Annotated in this window: 21 protein-coding genes, 1 tRNA gene and 1 riboswitch; of the genes, 8 read left to right on the top strand and 14 right to left on the bottom strand. The window is 60.1% G+C overall.

Annotation, left to right across the window (positions count from 1 at the left end):
- Positions 1-91: 91 nt before the first annotated feature.
- Complete coding sequence (locus JNB88_RS15210; RefSeq protein WP_220356182.1) at positions 92-874, top strand: alpha/beta fold hydrolase; 783 nt, start codon at positions 92-94, stop codon at positions 872-874.
- A gap of 41 nt (positions 875-915) precedes the next feature.
- On the opposite strand, the gene JNB88_RS15205 is transcribed toward JNB88_RS15210, so the two are convergent.
- The 5 genes from JNB88_RS15205 to JNB88_RS15185 all read right to left on the bottom strand — a co-directional run bounded on the left by JNB88_RS15205 (position 916) and on the right by JNB88_RS15185 (position 6435).
- Complete coding sequence (locus tag JNB88_RS15205) at positions 916-1185, bottom strand: DUF982 domain-containing protein (RefSeq protein ID WP_051976905.1); 270 nt, start codon at positions 1183-1185, stop codon at positions 916-918.
- Positions 1186-1422: 237 nt separating this feature from the next.
- Entirely contained in the window at positions 1423-4287 is a 2865-nt protein-coding gene (gene gcvP / locus JNB88_RS15200) for an aminomethyl-transferring glycine dehydrogenase (protein WP_220356181.1), read from the bottom strand.
- Positions 4287-4649 (bottom strand): glycine cleavage system protein GcvH, encoded by a 363-nt coding sequence (gene gcvH, locus JNB88_RS15195; RefSeq protein WP_220356180.1) that lies wholly within the window; start codon positions 4647-4649, stop codon positions 4287-4289. Before gcvH ends, gcvP begins: the two co-directional genes overlap by 1 nt.
- A gap of 23 nt (positions 4650-4672) precedes the next feature.
- Complete coding sequence (gcvT, locus tag JNB88_RS15190; protein ID WP_220356179.1) at positions 4673-5809, bottom strand: glycine cleavage system aminomethyltransferase GcvT; 1137 nt, start codon at positions 5807-5809, stop codon at positions 4673-4675.
- Between the two features lie 154 nt (positions 5810-5963).
- Positions 5964-6055, bottom strand: a riboswitch (glycine riboswitch).
- Positions 6056-6165: 110 nt separating this feature from the next.
- Positions 6166-6435, bottom strand: coding sequence for a hypothetical protein (locus tag JNB88_RS15185; protein ID WP_037128072.1), 270 nt, complete (start codon positions 6433-6435; stop codon positions 6166-6168).
- Between the two features lie 118 nt (positions 6436-6553).
- Here JNB88_RS15185 and crcB point away from each other — a divergent pair, with 118 nt between their 5' ends.
- From crcB to JNB88_RS15150, 7 genes are all read left to right on the top strand, one after another.
- The gene (crcB, locus tag JNB88_RS15180) at positions 6554-6931 is read left to right on the top strand and encodes a fluoride efflux transporter CrcB (RefSeq protein ID WP_220356178.1); all 378 of its coding nucleotides are present in this window, start codon (positions 6554-6556) and stop codon (positions 6929-6931) included.
- Between the two features lie 90 nt (positions 6932-7021).
- Complete coding sequence (locus JNB88_RS15175; protein ID WP_220356177.1) at positions 7022-8017, top strand: RluA family pseudouridine synthase; 996 nt, start codon at positions 7022-7024, stop codon at positions 8015-8017.
- Positions 8014-8667, top strand: coding sequence for an HAD-IA family hydrolase (locus tag JNB88_RS15170; protein ID WP_220356176.1), 654 nt, complete (start codon positions 8014-8016; stop codon positions 8665-8667). Before JNB88_RS15175 ends, JNB88_RS15170 begins: the two co-directional genes overlap by 4 nt.
- An 8-nt stretch (positions 8668-8675) precedes the next feature.
- A complete protein-coding gene (locus JNB88_RS15165) occupies positions 8676-9461 on the top strand; it encodes an ATP12 family chaperone protein (RefSeq protein ID WP_037128065.1) in 786 nt (261 codons plus the stop codon).
- Between the two features lie 70 nt (positions 9462-9531).
- Positions 9532-9987: a hypothetical protein gene (locus JNB88_RS15160; RefSeq protein ID WP_037128063.1), complete on the top strand. Its 456-nt coding sequence runs from the start codon at positions 9532-9534 to the stop codon at positions 9985-9987.
- Positions 9988-10020: 33 nt separating this feature from the next.
- Complete coding sequence (locus tag JNB88_RS15155) at positions 10021-11553, top strand: acyl-CoA carboxylase subunit beta (protein WP_220356175.1); 1533 nt, start codon at positions 10021-10023, stop codon at positions 11551-11553.
- A gap of 126 nt (positions 11554-11679) precedes the next feature.
- Positions 11680-12066, top strand: a complete 387-nt coding sequence (locus JNB88_RS15150) for a DoxX family protein (RefSeq protein WP_037128059.1) — start codon at positions 11680-11682, stop codon at positions 12064-12066.
- A 162-nt stretch (positions 12067-12228) separates the two neighbouring features.
- Here the strand turns inward: JNB88_RS15150 and fghA are convergent, their stop codons facing one another.
- From fghA to JNB88_RS15105, 9 genes are all read right to left on the bottom strand, one after another.
- Complete coding sequence (gene fghA, locus JNB88_RS15145; protein ID WP_220356174.1) at positions 12229-13062, bottom strand: S-formylglutathione hydrolase; 834 nt, start codon at positions 13060-13062, stop codon at positions 12229-12231.
- Positions 13059-13526, bottom strand: a complete 468-nt coding sequence (locus JNB88_RS15140) for a YaiI/YqxD family protein (protein ID WP_220356173.1) — start codon at positions 13524-13526, stop codon at positions 13059-13061. Before JNB88_RS15140 ends, fghA begins: the two co-directional genes overlap by 4 nt.
- Before the next feature lie 102 nt (positions 13527-13628).
- Complete coding sequence (gene gfa, locus JNB88_RS15135) at positions 13629-14207, bottom strand: S-(hydroxymethyl)glutathione synthase (protein ID WP_220356172.1); 579 nt, start codon at positions 14205-14207, stop codon at positions 13629-13631.
- A 104-nt stretch (positions 14208-14311) separates the two neighbouring features.
- Positions 14312-15439 carry an S-(hydroxymethyl)glutathione dehydrogenase/class III alcohol dehydrogenase gene (locus JNB88_RS15130; protein ID WP_037128051.1) on the bottom strand — a complete coding sequence of 376 codons (1128 nt, stop codon included), beginning with the start codon at positions 15437-15439 and terminating at the stop codon, positions 14312-14314.
- A 133-nt stretch (positions 15440-15572) separates the two neighbouring features.
- Complete coding sequence (locus JNB88_RS15125; RefSeq protein ID WP_220356171.1) at positions 15573-16841, bottom strand: zinc metalloprotease; 1269 nt, start codon at positions 16839-16841, stop codon at positions 15573-15575.
- 83 nt (positions 16842-16924) lie between these two features.
- Positions 16925-18934: an acetyl-CoA carboxylase biotin carboxylase subunit gene (locus JNB88_RS15120; protein WP_220356170.1), complete on the bottom strand. Its 2010-nt coding sequence runs from the start codon at positions 18932-18934 to the stop codon at positions 16925-16927.
- Positions 18935-19018: 84 nt separating this feature from the next.
- A complete protein-coding gene (locus JNB88_RS15115; protein ID WP_220356169.1) occupies positions 19019-19726 on the bottom strand; it encodes a hypothetical protein in 708 nt (235 codons plus the stop codon).
- A 97-nt stretch (positions 19727-19823) separates the two neighbouring features.
- Positions 19824-20750, bottom strand: coding sequence for a DMT family transporter (locus tag JNB88_RS15110; RefSeq protein WP_220356168.1), 927 nt, complete (start codon positions 20748-20750; stop codon positions 19824-19826).
- Positions 20751-21086: 336 nt separating this feature from the next.
- Positions 21087-21171 (bottom strand) — tRNA-Leu (locus JNB88_RS15105).
- Positions 21172-21297 lie beyond the last annotated feature (126 nt).

Below are 21297 nucleotides of genomic sequence, written 5' to 3'. Positions count from 1 at the left end.
AATTGAGTTTCGCAGGCCGCATGGATGCATGCGCAGCCACAGTTGACGCGCGCGATCCAAAGATTGTCCAACCTTCAGGGAGTATCGATTCATGATGATGACCCGACGCACCTTTTCAGCAGCGCTTGTTGCGGGCGCTGCTGCTTCCCTCATTACGACCCGTGGCATGGCCGCGCCGGCTGCGCCAGTGAAGGCGCGCAACGTCGTCCTCGCACATGGCTTATTTGCCGACGGCTCATGCTGGACCGAGGTCATCGCCCGCCTTCAGGCGGCTGGCCTTAATGCCACGGCGGTGCAGAACCCTCTGACGACACTGCCGGATGCCGTTGCCTCGGTAAAACGCGTCCTGGACCGGCAGGATGGTGCAACGGTTCTCGTTGGACACTCGTTCTCCGGCATGCTCGTCACGGAGGCTGGCTTGCACCCCAGCGTATCGGCGCTTGTCTATGTTGCCGCACGTGCGCCCGACGCTGGCGAGGACTACACCGCGCTTGCCAAGACATTTCCGACGCCGCCGGCTTCCGCAGGGATCGTCTTCGATGGGGACGAAGGAAGGCTGACGGAGGATGCATTCCTGCGGGATTTCGCTGGAGACTTGCCCGAGGCGAAGGCGAAGGTGCTCTATGCAGTGCAGGAGCCGTTCCAGAAGGCCTTGCTCGCCGGCAGGACCACAGTTGCCGCGTGGCGTTCGAAGCCGAGCTGGTATGCCGTTTCGACGGAAGACCGGACGATAAATCCCGACCTCGAGCGTTTCATGGCCAAGCGCATGGGCGCCAAGACGATCGAGCTGAAATCCAGCCATCTGTCGCTGATTTCCCACCCGGACGAGATTGCCGGGTTGATCCTCGATGCTGCTGGTCAGCACGGGGCATAGCGGCGCCGGCGAAAGCTGGATTTGGTATCAGGTGCGCTCAATCAGCGCTGAATGTCGATACCAGCTTCAACTGCGGCATCGATGAAGGCGCGGCGCGCCTCTTCATTCGTGCGCTTGCCCTTGACGACATCTGCGCAAATCAGCAGCGCACGGTCGAGTGCGGGACCATCTTCCGTCGGCCAATCCTCAATCATGGCCCAGGACGCAGCCTGCGTGGTTGCTATCGTCACGTATTGGCCGGGTTCCTCCAGTGCCAAGAGCACCGGCTCCGGCCATGGTATCTGAGTGAGATCGCCGTCGGATTTTGCCATGGAGTGGTCGCCTGTTCTCTTGAAAGGTTTTGCGTTCCTTAGCGACGGTACCCGTCTGCGACAAGCAGAAAGAACGTGCTCTCGCTCGTGGAGCGAGATGTGGCTGACGACGCTGGCGCTCTCGGACTGCGACACCACCCGGATCGCGCCTGCGGTGTCAGAGCTGGGGGAAGAGCCCGAGCTTGACCGCAGGAAGAAAAACGCCCGGACGCGGCCGGGCGTTTCATTACTTGATACTTACTCCGCAGCCTCGGCGTAGGCTTCGAGCGGCGGGCAGGTGCAGATCAGGTTGCGGTCGCCGAAGACGTTGTCAACGCGGTTGACCGGCGACCAGTACTTGTCGACGCGGAAGGCGCCGGGCGGGAAGCAGGCCTGTTCTCTGCTGTAGGGGCGGTCCCATTCGCCGACGAGGTCTTCGACCGTGTGCGGGGCATTCTTCAGCGGGTTGTTGGCCTTGTCCGAACGGCCTTCCTCGATGTCGCGGGCTTCCTGGCGGATCGCCAGCATGGCTTCGCAGAAGCGGTCGAGCTCGGCTTTGGTTTCCGATTCCGTCGGCTCGATCATCAGCGTGCCGGCAACCGGCCAGCTCATGGTCGGGGCGTGGAAGCCGCAGTCGATCAGGCGCTTGGCGACGTCATCGACGGTCACGCCTGAACTGTCGACCAGCGGGCGGGTGTCGATGATGCACTCGTGCGCGACGCGGCCGGCTTCGGACTTGTAGAGCACGTCATAGGCGCCCTTCAGGCGGGCGGCGATGTAGTTGGCGTTGAGGATCGCCACCTTGGTCGCCTGCGTCAGGCCTTCGCCGCCCATCATCAGGCAGTAGCTCCAGGAGATCGGCAGGATCGAGGCCGAGCCGAAGGCTGCCGCCGATACCGCGCCCGAGCGTCCGTCGCTCTCAGGATGGCCGGGGAGGAAGGGGGCGAGGTGCGCCTTGACGCCGATCGGACCCATGCCGGGACCGCCGCCGCCATGCGGGATGCAGAAGGTCTTGTGCAGGTTGAGGTGGGAGACGTCGGAGCCGATGTCACCGGGGCGGGACAGGCCGACCATGGCGTTCATGTTGGCGCCGTCGAGATAGACCTGACCGCCATGCGCGTGCACGAGATCGCAGATTTCCTTGACCGTTTCCTCGAACACGCCATGCGTCGACGGGTAGGTGATCATGCAGCAGGAGAGGTTGTCCGAATACTGCTCGGCCTTGGCGCGGAAATCGTCGAGGTCGATGTCGCCGTTCTCGCGAACCTTCACGACCACGACCTTCATGCCGACCATCTGTGCCGAGGCCGGGTTGGTACCGTGCGCTGATGTCGGGATCAGGCAGACGTCGCGGTGACCATTGCCGTTGGCGATATGGTAGTTGCGGATCGTCAGTAGGCCCGCATATTCGCCCTGCGCACCGGAGTTCGGCTGCATGGAGAAGGCGTCGTAGCCGGTCACGGCGCAGAGTTTTTCGGTGAGATCGTCGATCATCTCGCGATAGCCGAGTGCCTGGTCTGCCGGGACATACGGATGGATGTCCGAGAATTCCGGCCAGGTGATCGGCAGCATTTCGGCTGTGGCGTTCAGCTTCATGGTGCAGGAGCCGAGCGGGATCATGGAGCGGTCGAGCGCCAGATCGCGGTCCGAAAGACGGCGGATGTAGCGGGTCATCTCGCTCTCGGCGCGGTTCATGTGGAAGATCGGATGCGTCAGATACTCGCTCGTGCGCGCGAGGCCCTTCGGCAGGCGGTAGCCGGGCTCGAAGTCACCGACCTCGAAATTGCCGCCGAAGGCGCGCCAGACGGCTTCCAGCGTCGCCGGGCGGGTGCGCTCGTCGAGCGACATGCCGATCTTCGTAGCGCCGACCTTGCGCAGGTTGACGCCCTCGGCGACAGCGGCGCGCAGGATGACGCCCTGCATGTGGCCGACGTCGACGGTGATGGTGTCGAAGAAGGTCTCGGGCTCGATGGTGTAGCCGAGCTTTTCCAGCCCCTTGGCCATCAGCACGGCCTTCTGATGAACCTGCTGGGCGATCGCCTTGATGCCCTTCGGACCATGGAAGACGGCGTACATCGAGGCCATGACGGCGAGCAGCACCTGCGCGGTGCAGATGTTCGACGTCGCCTTCTCGCGGCGGATGTGCTGTTCTCGGGTCTGCAGCGACAGGCGGTAGGCGCGGTTGCCGCGGGCATCGACCGAGACGCCGACGAGGCGGCCAGGCATGGAGCGCTTGTGGGCGTCCTTGACCGACATGTAGGCCGCGTGCGGGCCGCCGTAACCAACAGGAACGCCGAAGCGCTGCGACGAGCCGATGGCGATGTCGGCGCCCATTTCTCCAGGCGACTTCAGCAGCGTCAGCGCCAGGATGTCGGCTGCGACGATGGCGACGGCGCCTGTCTGGTGGAGGCGCGAGATCAGGCCAGTGAAATCATGCACGTGGCCATGCGTGCCCGGATACTGGAAGATGGCGCCGAAGACGTCGACCGGATCCAGATCGGTGAAGGGGTTGCCGATGATGACACTCCAGCCGAGCGGCTCGGCGCGGGTCTTGATCAGCTCGATGGTCTGCGGATGGCAGGCGGCGTCGACGAAGAATGCCTTGGCCTTCGACTTGGAGACGCGCTCGGCCATCGCCATGCCTTCGGCGGCGGCGGTGGCTTCGTCGAGCAGCGAGGCGTTGGCGACGTCGAGGCCCGTCAGGTCGCAGATCATCGTCTGGTAGTTGAGGAGGGCTTCCAGACGACCCTGGGAGATTTCCGGCTGGTAGGGCGTGTAGGCCGTGTACCAGGCAGGGTTTTCCAGGATCGTGCGCTGGATGACCGGCGGCGTGATGGTGCCGTAATAGCCCTGGCCGATCAGCGAGGTCATGAGCTTGTTCTTGTTGGCGGTCTCGCGCAGCTTGTCGAGCGCTTCGCGCTCCGTCATCGGCGCGCCCCAGGCGAGCGGCGCCTTCTGGCGGATGGCGGGCGGCACAGTGGCGTCGATCAGAGCGTCAAGGCTCTTGTAGCCGATGACCTTCAACATATCCGCCATTTCGGCCGGTGAGGGGCCGATATGGCGACGGTTGGCGAAGTCGTAGGGCTGGTAGTCGGTAAACTGGAATTCTGTCGGCGTCGTCATTACGCGGTGAGCTCCTTGTAGGCCGCCTCGTCGAGCAGACCGTCTGCATCTGCGGCATTGGCGAGCTTCAGCTTGAAGAACCAGCCGGCGCCCTGAGGATCGGAATTGACGAGCGAGGGGTCGGCGACGATGGCCGGGTTCACTTCTGTGATCTCGCCATCCAGTGGACAATAGACGTCGGAAGCAGCCTTCACGGATTCAACTGTCGCGGCGTTGTCGTTCTTGGAGAAAGTGGCGCCAACTTCGGGCAATTCGACGAAGACGAGGTCGCCGAGCTGTTCAACGGCGTAGGTGGTAATACCGACCGTGGCAACGCCGCCTTCGATCTTCAGCCACTCGTGTTCTTCAGTAAACTTCAACATGATTGTTCTCTCCGGAAAATGGTTCAGCGTTTGTAGGTCGGTGTAATAAAGGGGAGGGCGCTGACGGTGACGGGCAGGAACTTGCCGCGCACTTCGGCGTAGACCTGCGTACCGACGGCCGCCTCTGCAACCGTGACGTAGCCCATTGCGACCGGATGCTCGACGGAGGGGCCAAAGCCACCCGATGTCACTTCACCGATCTCGGTCTTGCCCTCGGAATCCGCAAAAAGCTTGGAATGACCGCGAACCGGTGCCTTGCCCTCGGGCTTAAGGCCGACGCGACGGCGGACTGCACCCTTTTCAAGTTCTGCCAGGATGCGGTCGGCACCAGGGAACCCACCGGCGCGGGCACCACCTGTCTTGCGGGCCTTCTGCATGCCCCACTCGAGCGCAGCTTCGACCGGCGTCGTGGTCGTGTCGATGTCATTGCCGTAAAGGCAGAGACCGGCTTCCAGGCGCAGGCTGTCGCGAGCGCCGAGCCCGATCGGCTCAACGTCCGGATGCTCAAGCAACCGCTTGGTGACATCCTCCGCCTTGTCCGCCGGGATCGAGATTTCGAAGCCGTCTTCGCCGCTGTAGCCGGAGCGCGAGACAAGACAGGAAACGTCGTGCAGACGGCAGTGGCGCACGTCCATGAACTTCATCGCGGCAACGTCGGCCCAGAGTTCGGCCAGCACTTCTACTGCGCGCGGCCCCTGCAGTGCGATCAACGCGCGATCGAGAAGGGTGATATCGCAGGTGTCGCCCAGATGCTTCTGCAGGTGAGCAAGGTCGGCATCCTTGCAGGCAGCGTTGACGACGACGAACAGGTGATCGTCGAGGTGGGTAATCATCAGGTCGTCAAGGATGCCGCCGTTCTCGTCGGTGAAGAAACCGTAGCGCTGGCGACCTTCCGCGAGACCGAGAATATCAACCGGAACCAGACTTTCGAGCGCAAGTGCTGCGTCTTCATATTTACCGGACTTTGCCTTGATGATGACCTGGCCCATATGCGAGACGTCGAAGACGCCGGCGGATGTACGGGTCTGGATGTGCTCCTTCATGACGCCGGCCGGATATTGCACCGGCATGTCGTAGCCTGCGAACGGAACCATGCGGGCGCCAAGCGACAGATGCAGCGCGTGAAGCGGAGTTTTCTTGAGGGCAGCAGTATCGTCCAACGACGCCTCCGGGGTTTGCGCCTGGAATTCCATGCGCGGGCTCAAATCTTCAGACGCAGTTGCGCCTTGCATTTAGAGCCCCCTCTGTCCCTGTGCCTGAGATTGTTATCCCTTCGGCGAGCGTTTCGAGAACGCTTCTCTCCAGAGTTCCGTCTGCCCCTTGCTGGTCCTTTGGCCTGAGAGTTTCCGGGGCGGTTGCTCCTTCGGCACTGGTCGCGGACGACCAGCTTCTCCCAACAAGGTCGAGGGCAATTATCTGGCCAAGGCTGTACTTGGCAAGTGGGAATGTCGCCTCCGAACAAATTTTTGTCGCGTGGATTTGAATACGGTGCTGCGGGGAGAGGATGCGGCGATGCTCAACTATCGCTGTACAGCTCGAGCGCCTGCTTCAATCCGGCCTGTGGCTGCCGTTGTCCCATCGTCATCAGATCCAACGCGACTTCCGTCGACTGAATGATATTCGCTGGTTCTTCGACGTCCTGGCCGCTGGCAGCCCGGGTCTGGCGGTCTGCTGCGCGGCGCGCTTCCTTGGCAGCCGTACTCGCGGACACGCGCTGCGGAATCCGGAGCGTTTCAAACGCTGCGGCGGCCGTGCTCGCGGATATCGTGCCTACCAAGACTGTCATAGTGCCAGAATAACGTGCCCGACGTTCTTAACTGGCTAAATTAATCGCCGGCATTTTATGCATCTTGATCTTCGACAGAGATGGTTGGAATGTTCGGCGCGATAGAAAGAGACGACTCATGGTTCAAGCCCTCCTTGTCGCCGGCGGCGGCGCAATCGGTTCCCTTCTCAGATACTACGTCGGCCAGTGGGCTCTCAGGCTCGCCGGACCGGCTTTTCCGTGGGGAACGCTAACCGTCAACGTCGTTGGCTGCTTTGTCATTGGGGTGTTCGCGGAACTGATCATTCGGCGCTTCGATGCATCGCCGGAATTGCGCCTGCTGTTGATCACCGGCTTCCTTGGCGGCTTTACCACTTTCTCGGCATTCTCGCTCGATGCCATTTCGCTCTTCGAGCGCGGCGCTGCCGTTTCCGGCGCCGTCTACATTCTCGCCAGCGTCGGCCTGTCGATGGCCGCGGTCACCGCCGGCCTGGCTCTTATGCGCGCAATCTTGTGAGATTACGGTTTCCGTTTTCGGCAAAAATGCTCTAAAGCCAGCCGCAAAGGCCGCGCAGGGCGCGGAAGACCATTTTCCGAAAGAGCACGTATGGCTGGGATTGAACATATAACGGTGGGACCCGATGAGGCCGGCATGCGGCTGGATCGCTGGTTCAAGATCCACTACCCCGGACTCGGTTTTGGCCCGCTTCAGAAGCTCATGCGCTCCGGGCAAGTCCGTGTCGACGGCGGGCGCGTGAAAACGGATGCGCGGGTACAGCCGGGGCAGGTGGTACGCGTGCCGCCGCTCGATGTCGATGCCAAGTCAAAAAACACGCCAATCGCTGCCCACGATCTGAAACACGGGGGCGACTACGAGCTTCTGCAGCGCATGGTCCTGCATGAAGACGACAAGGTGATCGTCTTGAACAAGCCAGCCGGTCTTGCTGTGCAGGGTGGGTCCGGTGTGACACGGAACATCGACAAGATGCTCGAAGCGTGGACCAATCCGAAAGGCGAAAAGCCGCGGCTCGTGCATCGCCTTGACCGCGACACTTCAGGCGTTCTGGTCATCGCCCGTACCCGCGGCGCTGCACAAAAGCTGACGGCAGCGTTTCGCGAGCGCGATACCAAGAAGACCTATTGGTCGCTGGTGAAAGGCGTTCCGCGCAAGCATGAGGACAAGATCTCGACCTGGTTGGTCAAGGAAGCCACCCCCGATGGTGACCGGATGCGTGTCGCCAAACATGGCGAAGATGGTGCCGATCACGCGGTATCCTACTATCGCGTCTTGGAAACGGCGGCGCAGAACCTCGCGTGGCTTGAAATGGAGCCCTACACCGGACGAACGCACCAACTGCGCGTCCATGCGCTTCACATCGGCCACCCGATTATTGGCGACCCCAAATATTTCATCGAGGATCCGAACTGGGATTTTCCGGGCGGCATCCAAAAGCGGTTGCACCTGCATGCGCACAAGATCGACATCCCCCATCCCAATGGCGGTCGACTTCGCATAAGCGCGCCGTTGCCACCTCATATGGTGCAGACGTGGAACCTGCTTGGCCTCGATCTCGCATCCCAGGAGAGGGATGACGAAGAATGAGGCTCGCACTTTTCGATTGCGATGGGACGCTGGTCGACAGCGCCGCGCTGATCCATGAGGTGATGGCACGGACGTTCGTGCATTTCGGCTACGACAGGCCTGATGTTTCGTTGACGAAGTCGATCATTGGACTAACCTTGGATATCGCGATCGCGCGGATGCAGGGAAAGCCTCACGTTGATGATGAAGCGATCGCGATGACGGCGCACTATAAGGCGATCTATGCGGGAGTTCGCGACGAACCGGGAATGGATGTGCCGCTTTTCAACGGCATCAAGCCGCTGATCGATAAGTTGGCGCAGCATGATGACATCCTGATTGGCGCGGTAACCGGCAAATCGCGTCGCGGCCTTGTCCATATTCTCGATACGCATGGTTTTTCACCACATTTTATTGTGTCTCGCACAGCAGACGACTGCCCATCGAAGCCACATCCGGCTATGGTAATGGAGTGCTGCAGCGAGACTGGCATGGATCCCGTCGATGCAATTGTCATCGGCGATGCCATTTACGACATGCAGATGGCGAAGGCGGCCGGGGCTAAGGCGATAGGCGTTTCGTGGGGGTATGCCAGCGTCGACGACCTGATGGCTGCCGGAGCAGACAGCATTGTTCGCGACCCGAGTGACATTATGAAGCATTTCTCCTGAGGTGAAGCATGCGTGATCTGTTGAACGATCTATCCGACGGATTGAGTCATCCGGACCCGATCCGCCGTGCCCAGATCCAGATGAAGAAGCCGTTGCCGAAGCGCTTCTACAAGGATGTGACGATCGGAGAGCTCGACGAAGGCTTTGCTATCGAACTAGACGGCAAGGCGATCCGGACGCCGGCCCGCAAACTCCTCGTGGTCGCAACGAAGCCCTTGGCAGAACTGGTGGTGCGCGAATGGGAAGCGCAGACCGAACTGATCGATCCCGGCACCATGCCCGTCACGCGCCTCGTCAATACTGCCATCGATGGCGTGGCAACAGATAAAGAAGCCGTTTTCGAAGACATCCTGCGCTTTTCCTCGAGCGATCTCCTTTGCTACCGAGCGGATGGGCCGCAGGCGCTCGTAGAACGTCAGATCGAGCTTTGGGACCCCGTGCTTGACTGGGCCTCGAACTCACTTGGCGCCCGGTTCATCCTGATCGAGGGGGTGATGCATCACGATCAGCCGCCCGAAGCTATCTCGGCGTTTTCCACCGCGCTACGACGGCACGACCAGGCGACCGCGCTGGCGGCTCTACACACCATCACGACGTTGACGGGGTCCGCACTCCTGGCGCTCGCATTTGCCGAAGGAGTGCTGCCTGCAAAGAAGGTCTGGTCCCTTGCTCACCTCGATGAAGACTGGACAATCGAGCATTGGGGAAGTGACGAGGAGGCCGAAGAAAGACGTGAAAGGCGCTTCGAGGATTTCAAAGCTGCTACGGACGTTTTTTTGGCATTAAGAGGCTGATTCATATTGATTTGACGCCAATTATGGCGAAAATCTGCGACTCTATCGGGGACGGGTGCGGATTTTCTGAATGAACGGGCTCAAGTCGTGCTTTTTTTGGGTTGCGCTTATCTGCATGCCGCTCGCGGCATGCTCCATGTTTACGAAGCCGCAACCGAGCCCCATTTACGACGTTCGCAGCGCCGTCGTTGTCAGCCCGCAGAGGATACCAGCAACAATCCTTTCCGGCGTCGGCGACCGGGTAAACGCGGCTATCAACGCAACAGTGCGCACCGAAGTCTATCCGCGCGTCGTCCTGACGATCCGGATCCTTTACGTCGAGAAAGGGCAGGGCTTGGACAAGAGCCGGAACGTCGCCAAGGTCAGCATCGACGCGGCGTCCGTCGACGACGGATCGGTCATTGCCGTCACGTCGTTTGAAGTCACCAGCTTTTCCAGCAATCCCGCGACCGCCGACGAGATCATGGCAGAAGACATCGCCGCCCGCATTCGTTCCACTTTCTCGCTGCGCGCCGGACGCGCTTGAACCGGCCGCGGCGTCCGCGGTGGAGGAGTATCCATGAAGGAAATTCTCGAAGAGCTCGAACGTCGCCGCGGCATTGCACGCCTCGGTGGGGGTACGGCGCGCATCGATGCCCAGCACAAGCGTGGCAAGCTGACCGCGCGGGAGCGAATCGACCTATTTCTCGATGAGGACTCCTTCGAAGAATTCGACATGTTCGTCGAGCATCGGTCGAGCGATTTCGGAATGGAGAAGTCCCGGATCGCCGGCGACGGTGTCGTGACCGGCTGGGGGACGGTCAACGGGCGGACAGTCTTCGTCTTCGCCAAGGATTTCACGGTGTTCGGCGGCTCGCTTTCAGAGGCGCACGCCGAGAAGATCATGAAGGTGCAGGACATGGCGCTCAAGAACCGGGCGCCTATCGTCGGCATCTATGATGCCGGCGGTGCCCGCATCCAGGAGGGAGTTGCTGCCCTCGGTGGCTATGCCGAGGTATTCCAGCGCAATGTGCTGGCGTCCGGCGTCATTCCGCAAATCTCGGTCATCATGGGACCGTGCGCCGGTGGAGACGTCTATTCACCGGCCATGACGGACTTCATCTTCATGGTCCGCGACACATCCTACATGTTCGTCACAGGCCCTGACGTCGTGAAGACTGTGACGAACGAGACCGTGACGGCTGAAGAGCTTGGCGGAGCGTCTGTCCACACGACCAAATCGTCGATTGCTGACGGGGCCTACGACAATGATGTCGAAGCGCTGCTGCAGGTTCGCCGCCTGATCGATCTTCTGCCCCAGTCGAACACGTCGCCAGTGCCTGAGATCGAATGTTACCAGTCGGTGACGGATACAGACGCGTCACTGGATACGCTGGTGCCGGCAAATGCCAACAAGCCCTATGACATCAAGGAGTTGATCCTCAAGACGGTGGACGAGGGCGACTTCTTCGAGATTCAGGCTAGCTTCGCCAAGAATATCGTCTGTGGCTTCGGGCGGATCGAGGGATCTACGGTGGGATTCGTGGCGAACCAACCAATGGTGCTTGCCGGCGTCCTCGACAGCGACGCGTCGCGGAAGGCAGCGCGGTTCGTCCGGTTCTGCGACTGCTTCAATATTCCGGTCGTTACTTTCGTCGACGTGCCTGGTTTTCTGCCAGGCACTGCGCAAGAGTATGGCGGCCTGATCAAGCACGGCGCCAAACTACTCTTCGCGTACGCCGAGGCGACAGTCCCGAAGCTGACAGTAATTACCCGCAAGGCATTCGGCGGTGCCTATGATGTCATGGCATCGAAGCATCTGAGGGGCGATCTGAACTATGCCTGGCCGACGGCGCAGATCGCGGTCATGGGTGCCAAGGGGGCTGTCGAGATAATCTTCCGGAAGGATGTAGCCGATCCGGAGAAGATCGCCGCGCACACCAAGATGTACGAGGATCGATTCCTGTCGCCATTCGTGGCCGCCGAGCGCGGCTATGTGGACGAGGTGATCATGCCGCACTCCACCCGCAGGCGGCTCGCTCGAGGCCTGAAGATGCTTCGCAACAAAGATCTCAGCAATCCCTGGAAGAAACACGACAATATTCCGCTTTAAGGAGACTGAAGTGGGGAAAGCCAAGGAAAATCAAGAGGAAGTGATCGCCTGTCGGGCATCAGTGTCTTCAATCCTTTTGGAGAAGCAGCTAACGCTCCGCTGTCTTTACTCAAAAGGAGAGTCTACATGGAACGACTGAGCGCATTTCAGCCTTACGCACTTGCCGCTTTGCGGATCATTACAGCATTGCTGTTCATCGAGCATGGCACGATGAAGCTTTTCGCATTTCCAGCCGCGCAGATGGAGGGCCCGCTGCCGCCATTGTTGCTGGTTGCCGCCTTGCTTGAAGTTGTCGGCGGCCTTCTCGTGCTGATCGGCCTGTTCACGCGACCAGTCGCCTTCATCCTTTCCGGCCAGATGGCAGTCGCCTATTTCATGGCGCATGGATCGAAGGGCTTCTGGCCGGCCCTGAACGGAGGCGAGGCAGCAATCCTGTTCTGCTTCATCTTCCTGTTCATCTTCTTCGCGGGAGCCGGCGCCCTGTCGGTTGACCAGCGCAAGGCCGCTGCCTAGTAACAAAAAAACAGCCGTGGCCGGCTACACCGGCCGCGGCTGTGATTCATCCGTGACCTTCAGCAGCAGCAGCGCCATCGTTGGTCTCCACTCAGAGAGCAAAGGCTTTCCGTGCGCGGGAGACAGATCCCTGAGAACCGCTGCACCCGTTTCTTGCGCGCGTTAGGAAAGCCGCTCGGCATGCCACTTCAGGTGATCGTCCATGAAGGTCGAAATGAAGTAGTAGGAATGGTCATAGCGCTCGTGCAGCCGGAGCGTGAGCTTAATGTCGGTGTTCTTGACGGCCTCTTCGAAGAGCCAGGGGCGTAGGCCAGTTTCCAGGAAGCCATCCGCCTTTCCTTGGTCAACCAGGAATTCGGGGAAGCGCGCACCGTCGCTTACCAACGCGCAGGCATCGTAGTTACGCCAGGCTGCGCGGTCCGCACCAAGATATTTTTCCAGCGCCGGCGCCGACCAGTCTGCTGTCGACGGTTCGACGATCGGGGCAAAGGCCGAGCAACTCTTGAAACGATCAGGATTCTTGAGTGCGATGGTCATCGCTCCATGGCCGCCCATCGAGTGCCCGAAGATCCCTTGGCGGCTCATGTCCATGCGGAAGTGCTGGCTGACATAAGCTGGTAGCTCTTCAGTAATGTAAGTGTACATCTGGTAGTTTTCAGACCAGGGCTTTTCGGTCGCATCGAGGTAGAATCCCGCACCTTTGCCCATCTGCCAATTGGTGAGCTCATCAGGCACATCATTGCCGCGCGGGCTGGTGTCCGGGCAGACTATGATAAGCCCGAGCTCGGCGGCCATGCGTCGATACTCGCCCTTCTCCATAACATTCGCGTGCGTGCAGGTAAGCCCCGAGAGGTACCAGAGAACCGGGCAGGGCTCCTTGATTGCCTTCGGCGGCACGAACACTGCGAAGGTCATATCGCACTTGCAGGCCTCGGATTCATGCGTGAAAACACCCTGCATACCGCCAAAGGCAGTCGTCTGGGAAATGACGTTCATTCTTTGTCATCCGTTTGTGGAGCAAGCGCCTTGGCTCGACGGCACAGGCGATCGAAGGTTTCGAGGAAACGAGAGCGGTCTTTCGGACTGAAAGCGGCGTTGTAGCCCTTGCTTTCGCCAGTCTCCCGCAGGTGGGCACCGAGATCGCGCATGGCGCTTGCCATGCCGATATTCGTATCGTCGAAGACCCGACCTGTCGGGCCACTTACCAGCGCACCGGTCGCCACGCAGCGGACCGCGAGCGGGACATCGGCGGTGACGACAACGTCACCAGGCTCTGCGTGCTCGGCAATCCAATTGTCGGCGGCGTCAAACGAAGCGGAGACAATGACATTGTGCACCATCGGATCGCGCGACGGGCGCAGACCGGAATTCGCCACGAAGGTCACCTCGATGCCGTGTCGTTCGGCAACCTTGAGGATTTCCGGTTTTACGGGGCAGGCGTCTGCGTCGACATAAATCATGAACTTCAATCTGCTCTGGCTGAAACGCTGCGCGGCACTCCGGGCGCGCAGCGGCGTTTCGTTCCGGTCTCATAGTCCGACTGCTGCCACTCGTTCAAGACGTCAGGCTTCCTTCAGCGTGCCTGCCTTCTTCGCCACCCATGTTGCTATGACGTCCATCAGCGTCGGGTTGAGGCAGTCATAGGGCGTGAGGCCGAGTTCGTTCAGACGAGTGCGAACGCCTGTCATCGCCGAAGGTGGCGTGCCCGATTCGATGATCGACGAGACGAAAGCCGCAAATGTCGGCTCCGGCCAGCCACCTTCCTGAAAACGTTCAGGATGGATGAAGGCTAGTCCCTTGAACGCATGCTCACGCTCCACCGGTCCGTACATGTGAACACCGCACGCCTTGCAGGCATGTCGCTGGATCAGCGCATCAGGATCCACGACCTGCAGCTTGTCGCCATTCTCCAGCACGGTAATGTTTTCGCGCGGACTCACGGCGACCACCGAAAAAGCCGCTCCCTTCGGCTTCCAGCATTTTGTGCAACCGCAGGCATGATTGTGAGCGATGGTACCCTTGATCGCGACCTTCACAACGCGGTCCGCACAAGCACATACGAGCGTGCCGCCATTGAAATTTGTCTGGCCCTTCTTCACCCCGCCATCGAGGGCGGGGTGTATCGATACTTGACTTGGCATGTTCAGCTCCTCCTCCTCAGCTGCCCACGGCTCCCAAATCAGGATCAATTTGCGAAAAAGCCGAAGGCCATTTCAAAGTCGCGCCGCATTCCGTCGTCTACTCCTCAATAAACTACCACGCCGCGGATACTTTCGCCCGAGTGCATTAGCTCGAAACCCTTGTTGATGTCTTCGAGCGGCATGGTGTGGGTGATCATCGGATCGATCTGGATTTTTCCGTCCATATACCAGTCGACGATCTTCGGTACGTCGGTACGCCCGCGCGCGCCGCCGAAAGCCGTGCCCATCCAGTTGCGTCCGGTAACCAGCTGGAACGGACGGGTGGAGATTTCCTGGCCGGCTCCGGCAACGCCGATGATCACGGACTTGCCCCAGCCGCGGTGCGAGGATTCGAGCGCCTGGCGCATGACCTTGGTGTTGCCGGTGCAGTCGAAGGTGTAGTCAGCGCCGCCGATCAGATCGCCGTGGCGTTTCGTCATGTTGACGAGGTAGGGCACTATGTCGTCGCCGACTTCCTTCGGGTTGACGAAGTGTGTCATCCCGAACTTCTCGCCCCAGGCCTTGCGGTCCGGATTGATGTCAACGCCGATGATCATGTCGGCGCCGGCAAGGCGCAGGCCCTGCAGCACGTTGAGGCCGATGCCGCCGAGGCCGAAGACGATCGCCGTCGAGCCGATCTCTACCTTGGCAGTGTTGATGACAGCGCCGATGCCTGTGGTGACGCCACAGCCAATGTAGCAGATCTTGTCAAACGGGGCGTCGGGGTTGACCTTGGCGACCGCGATTTCAGGCAGCACGGTGAAGTTCGAAAACGTCGAGCAACCCATGTAGTGATGGATCTTGTCCTTGCCGATCGAGAAGCGGCTGGTGCCGTCAGGCATCAGGCCCTGGCCCTGGGTCGCGCGGATCGAGGTGCAAAGGTTGGTCTTGCGTGAGGTGCAGGAATAGCACTCGCGGCACTCCGGCGTATAGAGCGGAATGACATGGTCGCCCTTCTTCACCGAGGTGACACCCGGACCGACATCGACGACGATGCCGGCACCCTCATGGCCGAGGATGGCTGGGAACAGGCCTTCAGGATCGGCACCCGACAAGGTGAAGTCGTCGGTGTGGCAGATGCCGGTCGCCTTGACCTCGATCAGCACTTCGCCGGCCCGCGGCCCCTCCAACTGCACGGTCATCACTTCAAGCGGCTTGCCAGCTTGTACGGCAACGGCGGCGCGAACGTCCATCTCGGTCTCTCCTGCTGATTTGGTGTGCGCGGACCTTTGCACGCCCTGTGTCTGCGGCTCAAGGAAAAACCGCCCGACGGCGCGAATTTCCGCGCCTACAACACTGATTGCGCCAAGTGTTGTGCGGCTTGCGTCAAAAGAGCTTTTCGGTTGCGAAAATAATGGCATAGCCGTGCATGGCTAGAGCGGCGTAGAACCCAAAAGCGACCAGCATTCGTTCGCCGTCCTTCATTTCCTCGAGCATCTGGCGCGGCTTGGCCGAACCGCCACTGATGAAGCTTAAAAGTGTGAAGACGAGAAGGCCTGCCGTCAATATTTTCGCGGGGATCCCGACCTGAAATCCAATGCCGAGAATGCAGAGCGTTACCACGAAACTGGCTGCAATCTGCGAGCCCCGCGTGCGGAAAACCTGACGCAGGATCTGACCTCCGTCGAAGCGATGCATCGGCAACAAGTTCAGCAGGTTGAAGGCGCCAAGAATCAACATGAAAATGAGCAGAGGCTCGCGCGATGCCGAGGGCAGCCACTCCGCGTCCGCAAGCTGCGTGGCGACGGTGAAAATCGGTATCAGGAAGGCCGACATTCCCGCGCCCATCAGCGCGCAGGTCGCGACTTCGAACAGCGACCGATAGGGCCTGCCACCGATGGCGATGCCACCAAGCAGCGGCACGAAGATCATCCTGACATGTGCGTGCCCGAACATGCGATAGGCCGCCATATGTCCCAGCTCATGCAGTGCAATGACGAGCGTCAGGAAGGTCGAGAGCATCAAGCCGGCGGCATCGAAGCCAAGGAAGGGCCAGAGCAACAAGGTCGACAGAACCGCAAGTCCGCCTTGGACGAGCGGTCGCTCGAAGTGGCCCTGCGGCAAGGATTTCCCCGTCTTCAACCATCCGTCGAGCGCCTGCATTTCACGCCGCAGCACGAAGTAGCGGAATAGCAGGAAGGCCAGCCCGCGGTAGCGATCGGTCTGCTCGATCTCGAGCAATGCACTGTCGCCTGCCGGTCGAATGATACGCCGCTCGCGGTAGCTGCTCCAAAATGCGGGATCTAGCGCGCTGTCATCTATGATCCGCGATTGGAATCCGTGAGCGTTCCTTGCAACGTGTGGCGACGATTCGAGCGCCAAAAGACGGCGGCAGGGCGCGCCGTTCTTGTCCAGATGCCGATAGGTTTGCTCGATGAGGCCCTGGCGGTCGGCAACCGGCTGGCTGCTCAGGACTGAATGGTGCCAGGACGCGTCAGGACCGCCCGGATTTATCGCACTCCACAGGACGTCAGGTGAGCATGAGTAAGTTCGGCTGAGACGGATGGTTCTGCGCCCAAGTGGAGCTCGCATCAAAAGCCAGAGAAGGCCGAGATTTATGACGAGCAAGAGGATCGCTGATTGCAGCGTCGTCATGTGCTACCTCCACCAGGCATCCCGCCAGGCGGCTCAGCATAGGCGGGCGGCAGTTAACAAAACTTAACCGCCGCCGGTCGCCGTCAGGCAAACTCGATGATCACGGCATCGACGGCCAGGCTCTCTCCGGGCTTGGCATTTATCTTGCTGACGACGAGATCGCGTTCGGCGCGGAGCACGTTCTCCATCTTCATCGCCTCAACCACGGCAAGCGTTTCGCCCGCCTTGACTTCCTGTCCCTCGACCACAGCAATGGAGACGACCAAGCCCGGCATCGGGCAAAGGAGCAGCTTCGATGTATCCGGCGGGAGCTTGACCGGCATCAGCTTGTCAAGCGCGGCATGGCGCGGCGTCAACACCTTGGCTTTCAGGGATATTCCCTGCCAGTCCAGCCGAAGCCCGTTGAGAATAGGGCGGATCTGCGTGATCACGCTCTCGCCCGCGACCTTGCCGCGCCATACGGCATCGCCAGGTCTCCAGTCGGTGATGACGTTGAAACTCTTGCCGCCGATCTCGATGTCCATGTCGAAGGGGATCGTGACAAACCCCTCCAGCAAACGCGCACCCACATAGTCATCACCAAGCCGGATCGTCCACTCCTCCCGTGTCGCGCCGCCATTGGGGCGCAGTCGGTCAGCGAAGCGCTCCCGACGGTTGCCGTCGATGAGCGATACCGAGAGCGCGACTGCCGCGAGCACTGCCTGTTCTGCCGGAGCGGGGGCCATCGGTGCAAACCCGTCCGGATACTCCTCTGCTATGAACCCGGTCGACAGGCGACCTTCACGCCAGCGCCGGTGCTTCATCAGTGCGGCCAGGAAGGGGACGTTGTGTTCGATCCCATCGACAACGAAACCGTCGAGCGCCTGGCCCATCGCATCGATCGCCTCCAGACGAGTCGGCGCCCAGGTGCACAGTTTCGCAATCATCGGGTCGTAATACATCGAAATCTCGGCACCCTCGAAGACACCGGTGTCATTGCGGACAACGGCAACCCCGGACTTACCTTCAGACGGCGGTCGATACCGCGTCAGCCTCCCGATCGACGGCAGGAAGTTGCGGTAGGGATCCTCGGCATACAACCGGCTTTCGATCGCCCAGCCATTCAGCTTTACGTCGTTCTGCGCGAACGAAAGCCTTTCACCGGCAGCAACGCGGATCATCTGCTCGACGAGGTCGATACCGGTGATCAGTTCGGTAACCGGATGTTCGACCTGCAGCCGCGTGTTCATTTCCAGAAAATAGAAATTGCGGTCGCGATCGACGATGAATTCCACGGTTCCCGCGCTTTGGTAGTCCACAGCGCGGGCGAGCGCAACTGATTGCTCACCCATTGCAGCGCGCGTCTTCGCGTCGAGGAAAGGCGAGGGCGCCTCTTCGACGACCTTCTGGTTGCGGCGCTGGATCGAGCACTCACGTTCGCCGAGATAGACCACGTTGCCGTGTCCGTCCGCGAGCACCTGAATCTCGATGTGGCGGGGCTCAACGACATACTTCTCGATGAAGACGCGATCGTCGCCAAAGGAACTCTTCGCCTCGGAACGCGCCCGGTCGAAGCCATCGCGCACTTCCGATTCGTTCCAGGCGATGCGCATACCCTTTCCACCGCCACCGGCCGAGGCCTTGATCATGACGGGATAGCCGATCTCGGCGGCGATCTTTTCGGCGTGCGAGGCGTCCTCGATCACACCGAGATAGCCCGGGACGGTCGAGACATTGGCCGCGTTGGCGAATTTCTTCGACTCGATCTTGTCGCCCATGGCCATGATGGCTTTCGGCTTCGGACCGATGAATACAATCCCTTCCTTCTCGAGCGCTTCGCAAAATGAAGCACGCTCGGACAGGAAGCCATAGCCAGGATGGACAGCCTCAGCGCCTGTCTGTTTGCAGGCGGCGATGATCTTTTCGGCCACGAGGTAGCTCTCGGCAGCCGCTGCCGGACCAATATGAACGGCCTCATCAGCCATTTCGACGTGGAGTGCATCCCGATCCGCGTCCGAATAGACCGCTACCGTAGCAATTCCCATACGGCGCGCAGTCTTGATAACGCGGCAAGCGATCTCGCCGCGATTCGCGATCAGGATTTTCTTGAACATGAAGACTCCACCCAAAATATGCGTCCCGGAGTTTTACGCATAAACACCGGAACGCACAATCAGCCGAAAGAATATCGACGGGTGTCAGGCGACCGCAGTCTCGCTGTCTGGAGTGTCATCGACGATCCTCAGCCAGCGGCTGCGGCGCGACGGCGCGGCATATTCCACCAGCTGAAGGGCGCCAAGGATATCGGCCCATCGCGGATGATTCGCTGCGGGCAGCGTTTCCTCGGCGATCCGCATGAGGACGTTCCAGGTGAGGGGTGGTGCGTTGATCACGCCGGCATCGCTTACGCTGCGCAGAACACGCATTACATAGTCGATATCCTGGCGGGTGATGCCTTTTCGATCCACGGGGCGGCATGGCTTGTAGCCGCCGATGTTCTCGGTCAGCGCAAGCCGCAGCTGCTCGAGCGCAAAGGCGCGCAGATCGTCCGGTACGTTTGCTGAGATCTCGATGACATGCAGAACGAGTTCGAGCTCGAGCGCCGAATTGACGACGCCGTCGGTTGCGACCATCCGCATCAGCCAGGCGACATTTATCTCGTCGAGCGAGCCTTGTGGGTAGGTGTAGTTGACGATGAAATCGGCAAGGTGCTCCACGAAGAACGAGCTCCATTCCGGGCACTTTTCTGGGCAGGAATTATTCAGCGCAAGCATGACGACCACGTCGTCCGAGGTCCGGATACCTTCCGGGAAGGTATGCTTGCGCAACAGACCGATATCTTCGGCCGTCAGCCGATGCTTTCCGGCGATGACACATGCCGGAAAAGCGAGACGGAATTCGCTCATCTTTTATCTCCAGACCTCATCATGAGGCCGAAGGTCCTTCTAGCGCGAGCGAATTTATGATCCCTCAAGAAGCAGTGTTAACAGCGTACTCAGGCGGTCACGACGTTTTTAACGATCGGGCCTGTACGCGTTCCCGCCAGATGATGAAGAGACCGGAAGCAACGATGATCAGGATGCCGATCCACTTCGAGAAGTTCGGGAAATCGCCGAAAAGCGCGTAGCCGAGCACGGTTGCGGAAATGATCTCGAAATACTGGAAGGGCGCCAGCAGCGACAGCGGAGCCAGCCGGAATGCCCGGACGATGATCATATGCGCGTAACCGGAAATCGTCCCCAGGATCAGCAACAATATCAACCCCAGCGACGACGAGGGCAAAGAGGGATGGAAGTCGCTAATGCCGAGGCCGTTGCCGGCGACAAGGGCGACCGCCATGAACGCGGTGCCGCCGATGCCCGCCATGGTCTGCATCGTCAGCGGAGAGTCGGCATCGCCGATCGCCCGGTTGAGAAAGAGGTAGAGCGAGTAGAGGAAGGCGCAGAAGACGGGCAGGAGTGCCTTCAACCCAAAAATCTCGTAGCTTGGCTGGATGACGATCATTGCTCCGCCGAAGCCGACGGCAATCGCCGTCCATCTCCGCCAGCCGACCTTGTCGCCAAGGAAGAGCGCTGAGAGTGCCGTCAGCATGAACGGCTCGACGAAGTAGATCGCGAACACGTCAGCAAGCGGCATGTACTTAACGGCGACGAAGAAGAGCAGGCTGGCTGCCCCATGCAACGCCCCGCGCAGCAGGTTCATCCATGGGCGTTTGGCGCGAAGTGCATTGCGGCCGAAGATCGCAAAGAGGAACGGCAAAGTGCAGACGAGCTGGAAGAAAAATCGATAGAACGTCACCTGGCCGGGTGACATTCCCTCGAAGGTCGCCATGTACTTGGCGATCGCATCCATCGCAGGCAGCACGAACATTGCGCCTGCCATCAAGGCCATGCCCTGTAAGGGATTCTGGTGTTCCGGAGGATTGCGCATGGATGGGATTCGGTTTTCGGTTCAACGGCCTATACCGAAGATCACCCGTCTGGTGAAGAGGACAATCAGCCAAAGAGACGAATGACGTCGTGCACCTTGCCCGGTTTCGCGGGAGGGTCACCCTCTTGGTGGCAAGATGATAAAAAGAATCGCTGGCCCTGCCTGGAACTGAAGCGATCGCAACCGCAATCGGAGACAAGAAGTGACCCGGCGTGGACCTAGCGTGTCCCCTATCATGGACACCGATAGCGTACTCGTCCGAAAGCCCTAGAGTGATTTCTTCAACAAGAGGATGAGGAGACGATTTTATCTCTAAATGACCACTGTAGAGATGGTTGGTGCGGTCGAGAAGACTCGAACTTCCACGGGTTGCCCCACAGCGACCTCAACGCTGCGCGTCTACCAATTCCGCCACGACCGCATCGTGGTAGGTGCCGATTTGTGCCGGCGGGGCAGCATGTAGCAAAAGCGTTTCGGGTACACAAGTGCGATGTGACAGATTTTTTCAAAAGAAGTCACAGCATTTGAATCGCTCATAAAACGGGGC

The sequence above is a fragment of the Rhizobium cauense genome (assembly GCF_019511525.1).
Taxonomy (GTDB): domain Bacteria; phylum Pseudomonadota; class Alphaproteobacteria; order Rhizobiales; family Rhizobiaceae; genus Rhizobium; species Rhizobium cauense.
The sequence above is the reverse complement of the archived record's forward strand: the minus strand, read 5'-3'. Positions and strand labels throughout refer to the sequence as shown.

Excerpts from the sequence above, each read along its gene's own strand:
- crcB (WP_220356178.1), top strand. The coding sequence starts at position 6,554 with ATGGTTCAAGCCCTCCTTGTCGCCGGCGGCGGCGCAATCGGTTCCCTT.
- JNB88_RS15175 (WP_220356177.1), top strand. The coding sequence starts at position 7,022 with ATGGCTGGGATTGAACATATAACGGTGGGACCCGATGAGGCCGGCATG.
- JNB88_RS15150 (WP_037128059.1), top strand. The coding sequence starts at position 11,680 with ATGGAACGACTGAGCGCATTTCAGCCTTACGCACTTGCCGCTTTGCGG.
- JNB88_RS15185 (WP_037128072.1), bottom strand. The coding sequence starts at position 6,435 with ATGACAGTCTTGGTAGGCACGATATCCGCGAGCACGGCCGCCGCAGCG.
- JNB88_RS15170 (WP_220356176.1), top strand. The coding sequence starts at position 8,014 with ATGAGGCTCGCACTTTTCGATTGCGATGGGACGCTGGTCGACAGCGCC.
- JNB88_RS15155 (WP_220356175.1), top strand. The coding sequence starts at position 10,021 with ATGAAGGAAATTCTCGAAGAGCTCGAACGTCGCCGCGGCATTGCACGC.
- JNB88_RS15130 (WP_037128051.1), bottom strand. The coding sequence starts at position 15,439 with ATGGACGTTCGCGCCGCCGTTGCCGTACAAGCTGGCAAGCCGCTTGAA.
- JNB88_RS15120 (WP_220356170.1), bottom strand. The coding sequence starts at position 18,934 with ATGTTCAAGAAAATCCTGATCGCGAATCGCGGCGAGATCGCTTGCCGC.
- fghA (WP_220356174.1), bottom strand. The coding sequence starts at position 13,062 with ATGAACGTCATTTCCCAGACGACTGCCTTTGGCGGTATGCAGGGTGTT.
- JNB88_RS15165 (WP_037128065.1), top strand. The coding sequence starts at position 8,676 with ATGCGTGATCTGTTGAACGATCTATCCGACGGATTGAGTCATCCGGAC.
- JNB88_RS15210 (WP_220356182.1), top strand. The coding sequence starts at position 92 with ATGATGATGACCCGACGCACCTTTTCAGCAGCGCTTGTTGCGGGCGCT.
- JNB88_RS15205 (WP_051976905.1), bottom strand. The coding sequence starts at position 1,185 with ATGGCAAAATCCGACGGCGATCTCACTCAGATACCATGGCCGGAGCCG.
- JNB88_RS15110 (WP_220356168.1), bottom strand. The coding sequence starts at position 20,750 with ATGCGCAATCCTCCGGAACACCAGAATCCCTTACAGGGCATGGCCTTG.
- JNB88_RS15115 (WP_220356169.1), bottom strand. The coding sequence starts at position 19,726 with ATGAGCGAATTCCGTCTCGCTTTTCCGGCATGTGTCATCGCCGGAAAG.
- gfa (WP_220356172.1), bottom strand. The coding sequence starts at position 14,207 with ATGCCAAGTCAAGTATCGATACACCCCGCCCTCGATGGCGGGGTGAAG.
- gcvH (WP_220356180.1), bottom strand. The coding sequence starts at position 4,649 with ATGTTGAAGTTTACTGAAGAACACGAGTGGCTGAAGATCGAAGGCGGC.
- JNB88_RS15125 (WP_220356171.1), bottom strand. The coding sequence starts at position 16,841 with ATGACGACGCTGCAATCAGCGATCCTCTTGCTCGTCATAAATCTCGGC.
- JNB88_RS15160 (WP_037128063.1), top strand. The coding sequence starts at position 9,532 with ATGAACGGGCTCAAGTCGTGCTTTTTTTGGGTTGCGCTTATCTGCATG.
- gcvP (WP_220356181.1), bottom strand. The coding sequence starts at position 4,287 with ATGACGACGCCGACAGAATTCCAGTTTACCGACTACCAGCCCTACGAC.
- JNB88_RS15140 (WP_220356173.1), bottom strand. The coding sequence starts at position 13,526 with ATGATTTATGTCGACGCAGACGCCTGCCCCGTAAAACCGGAAATCCTC.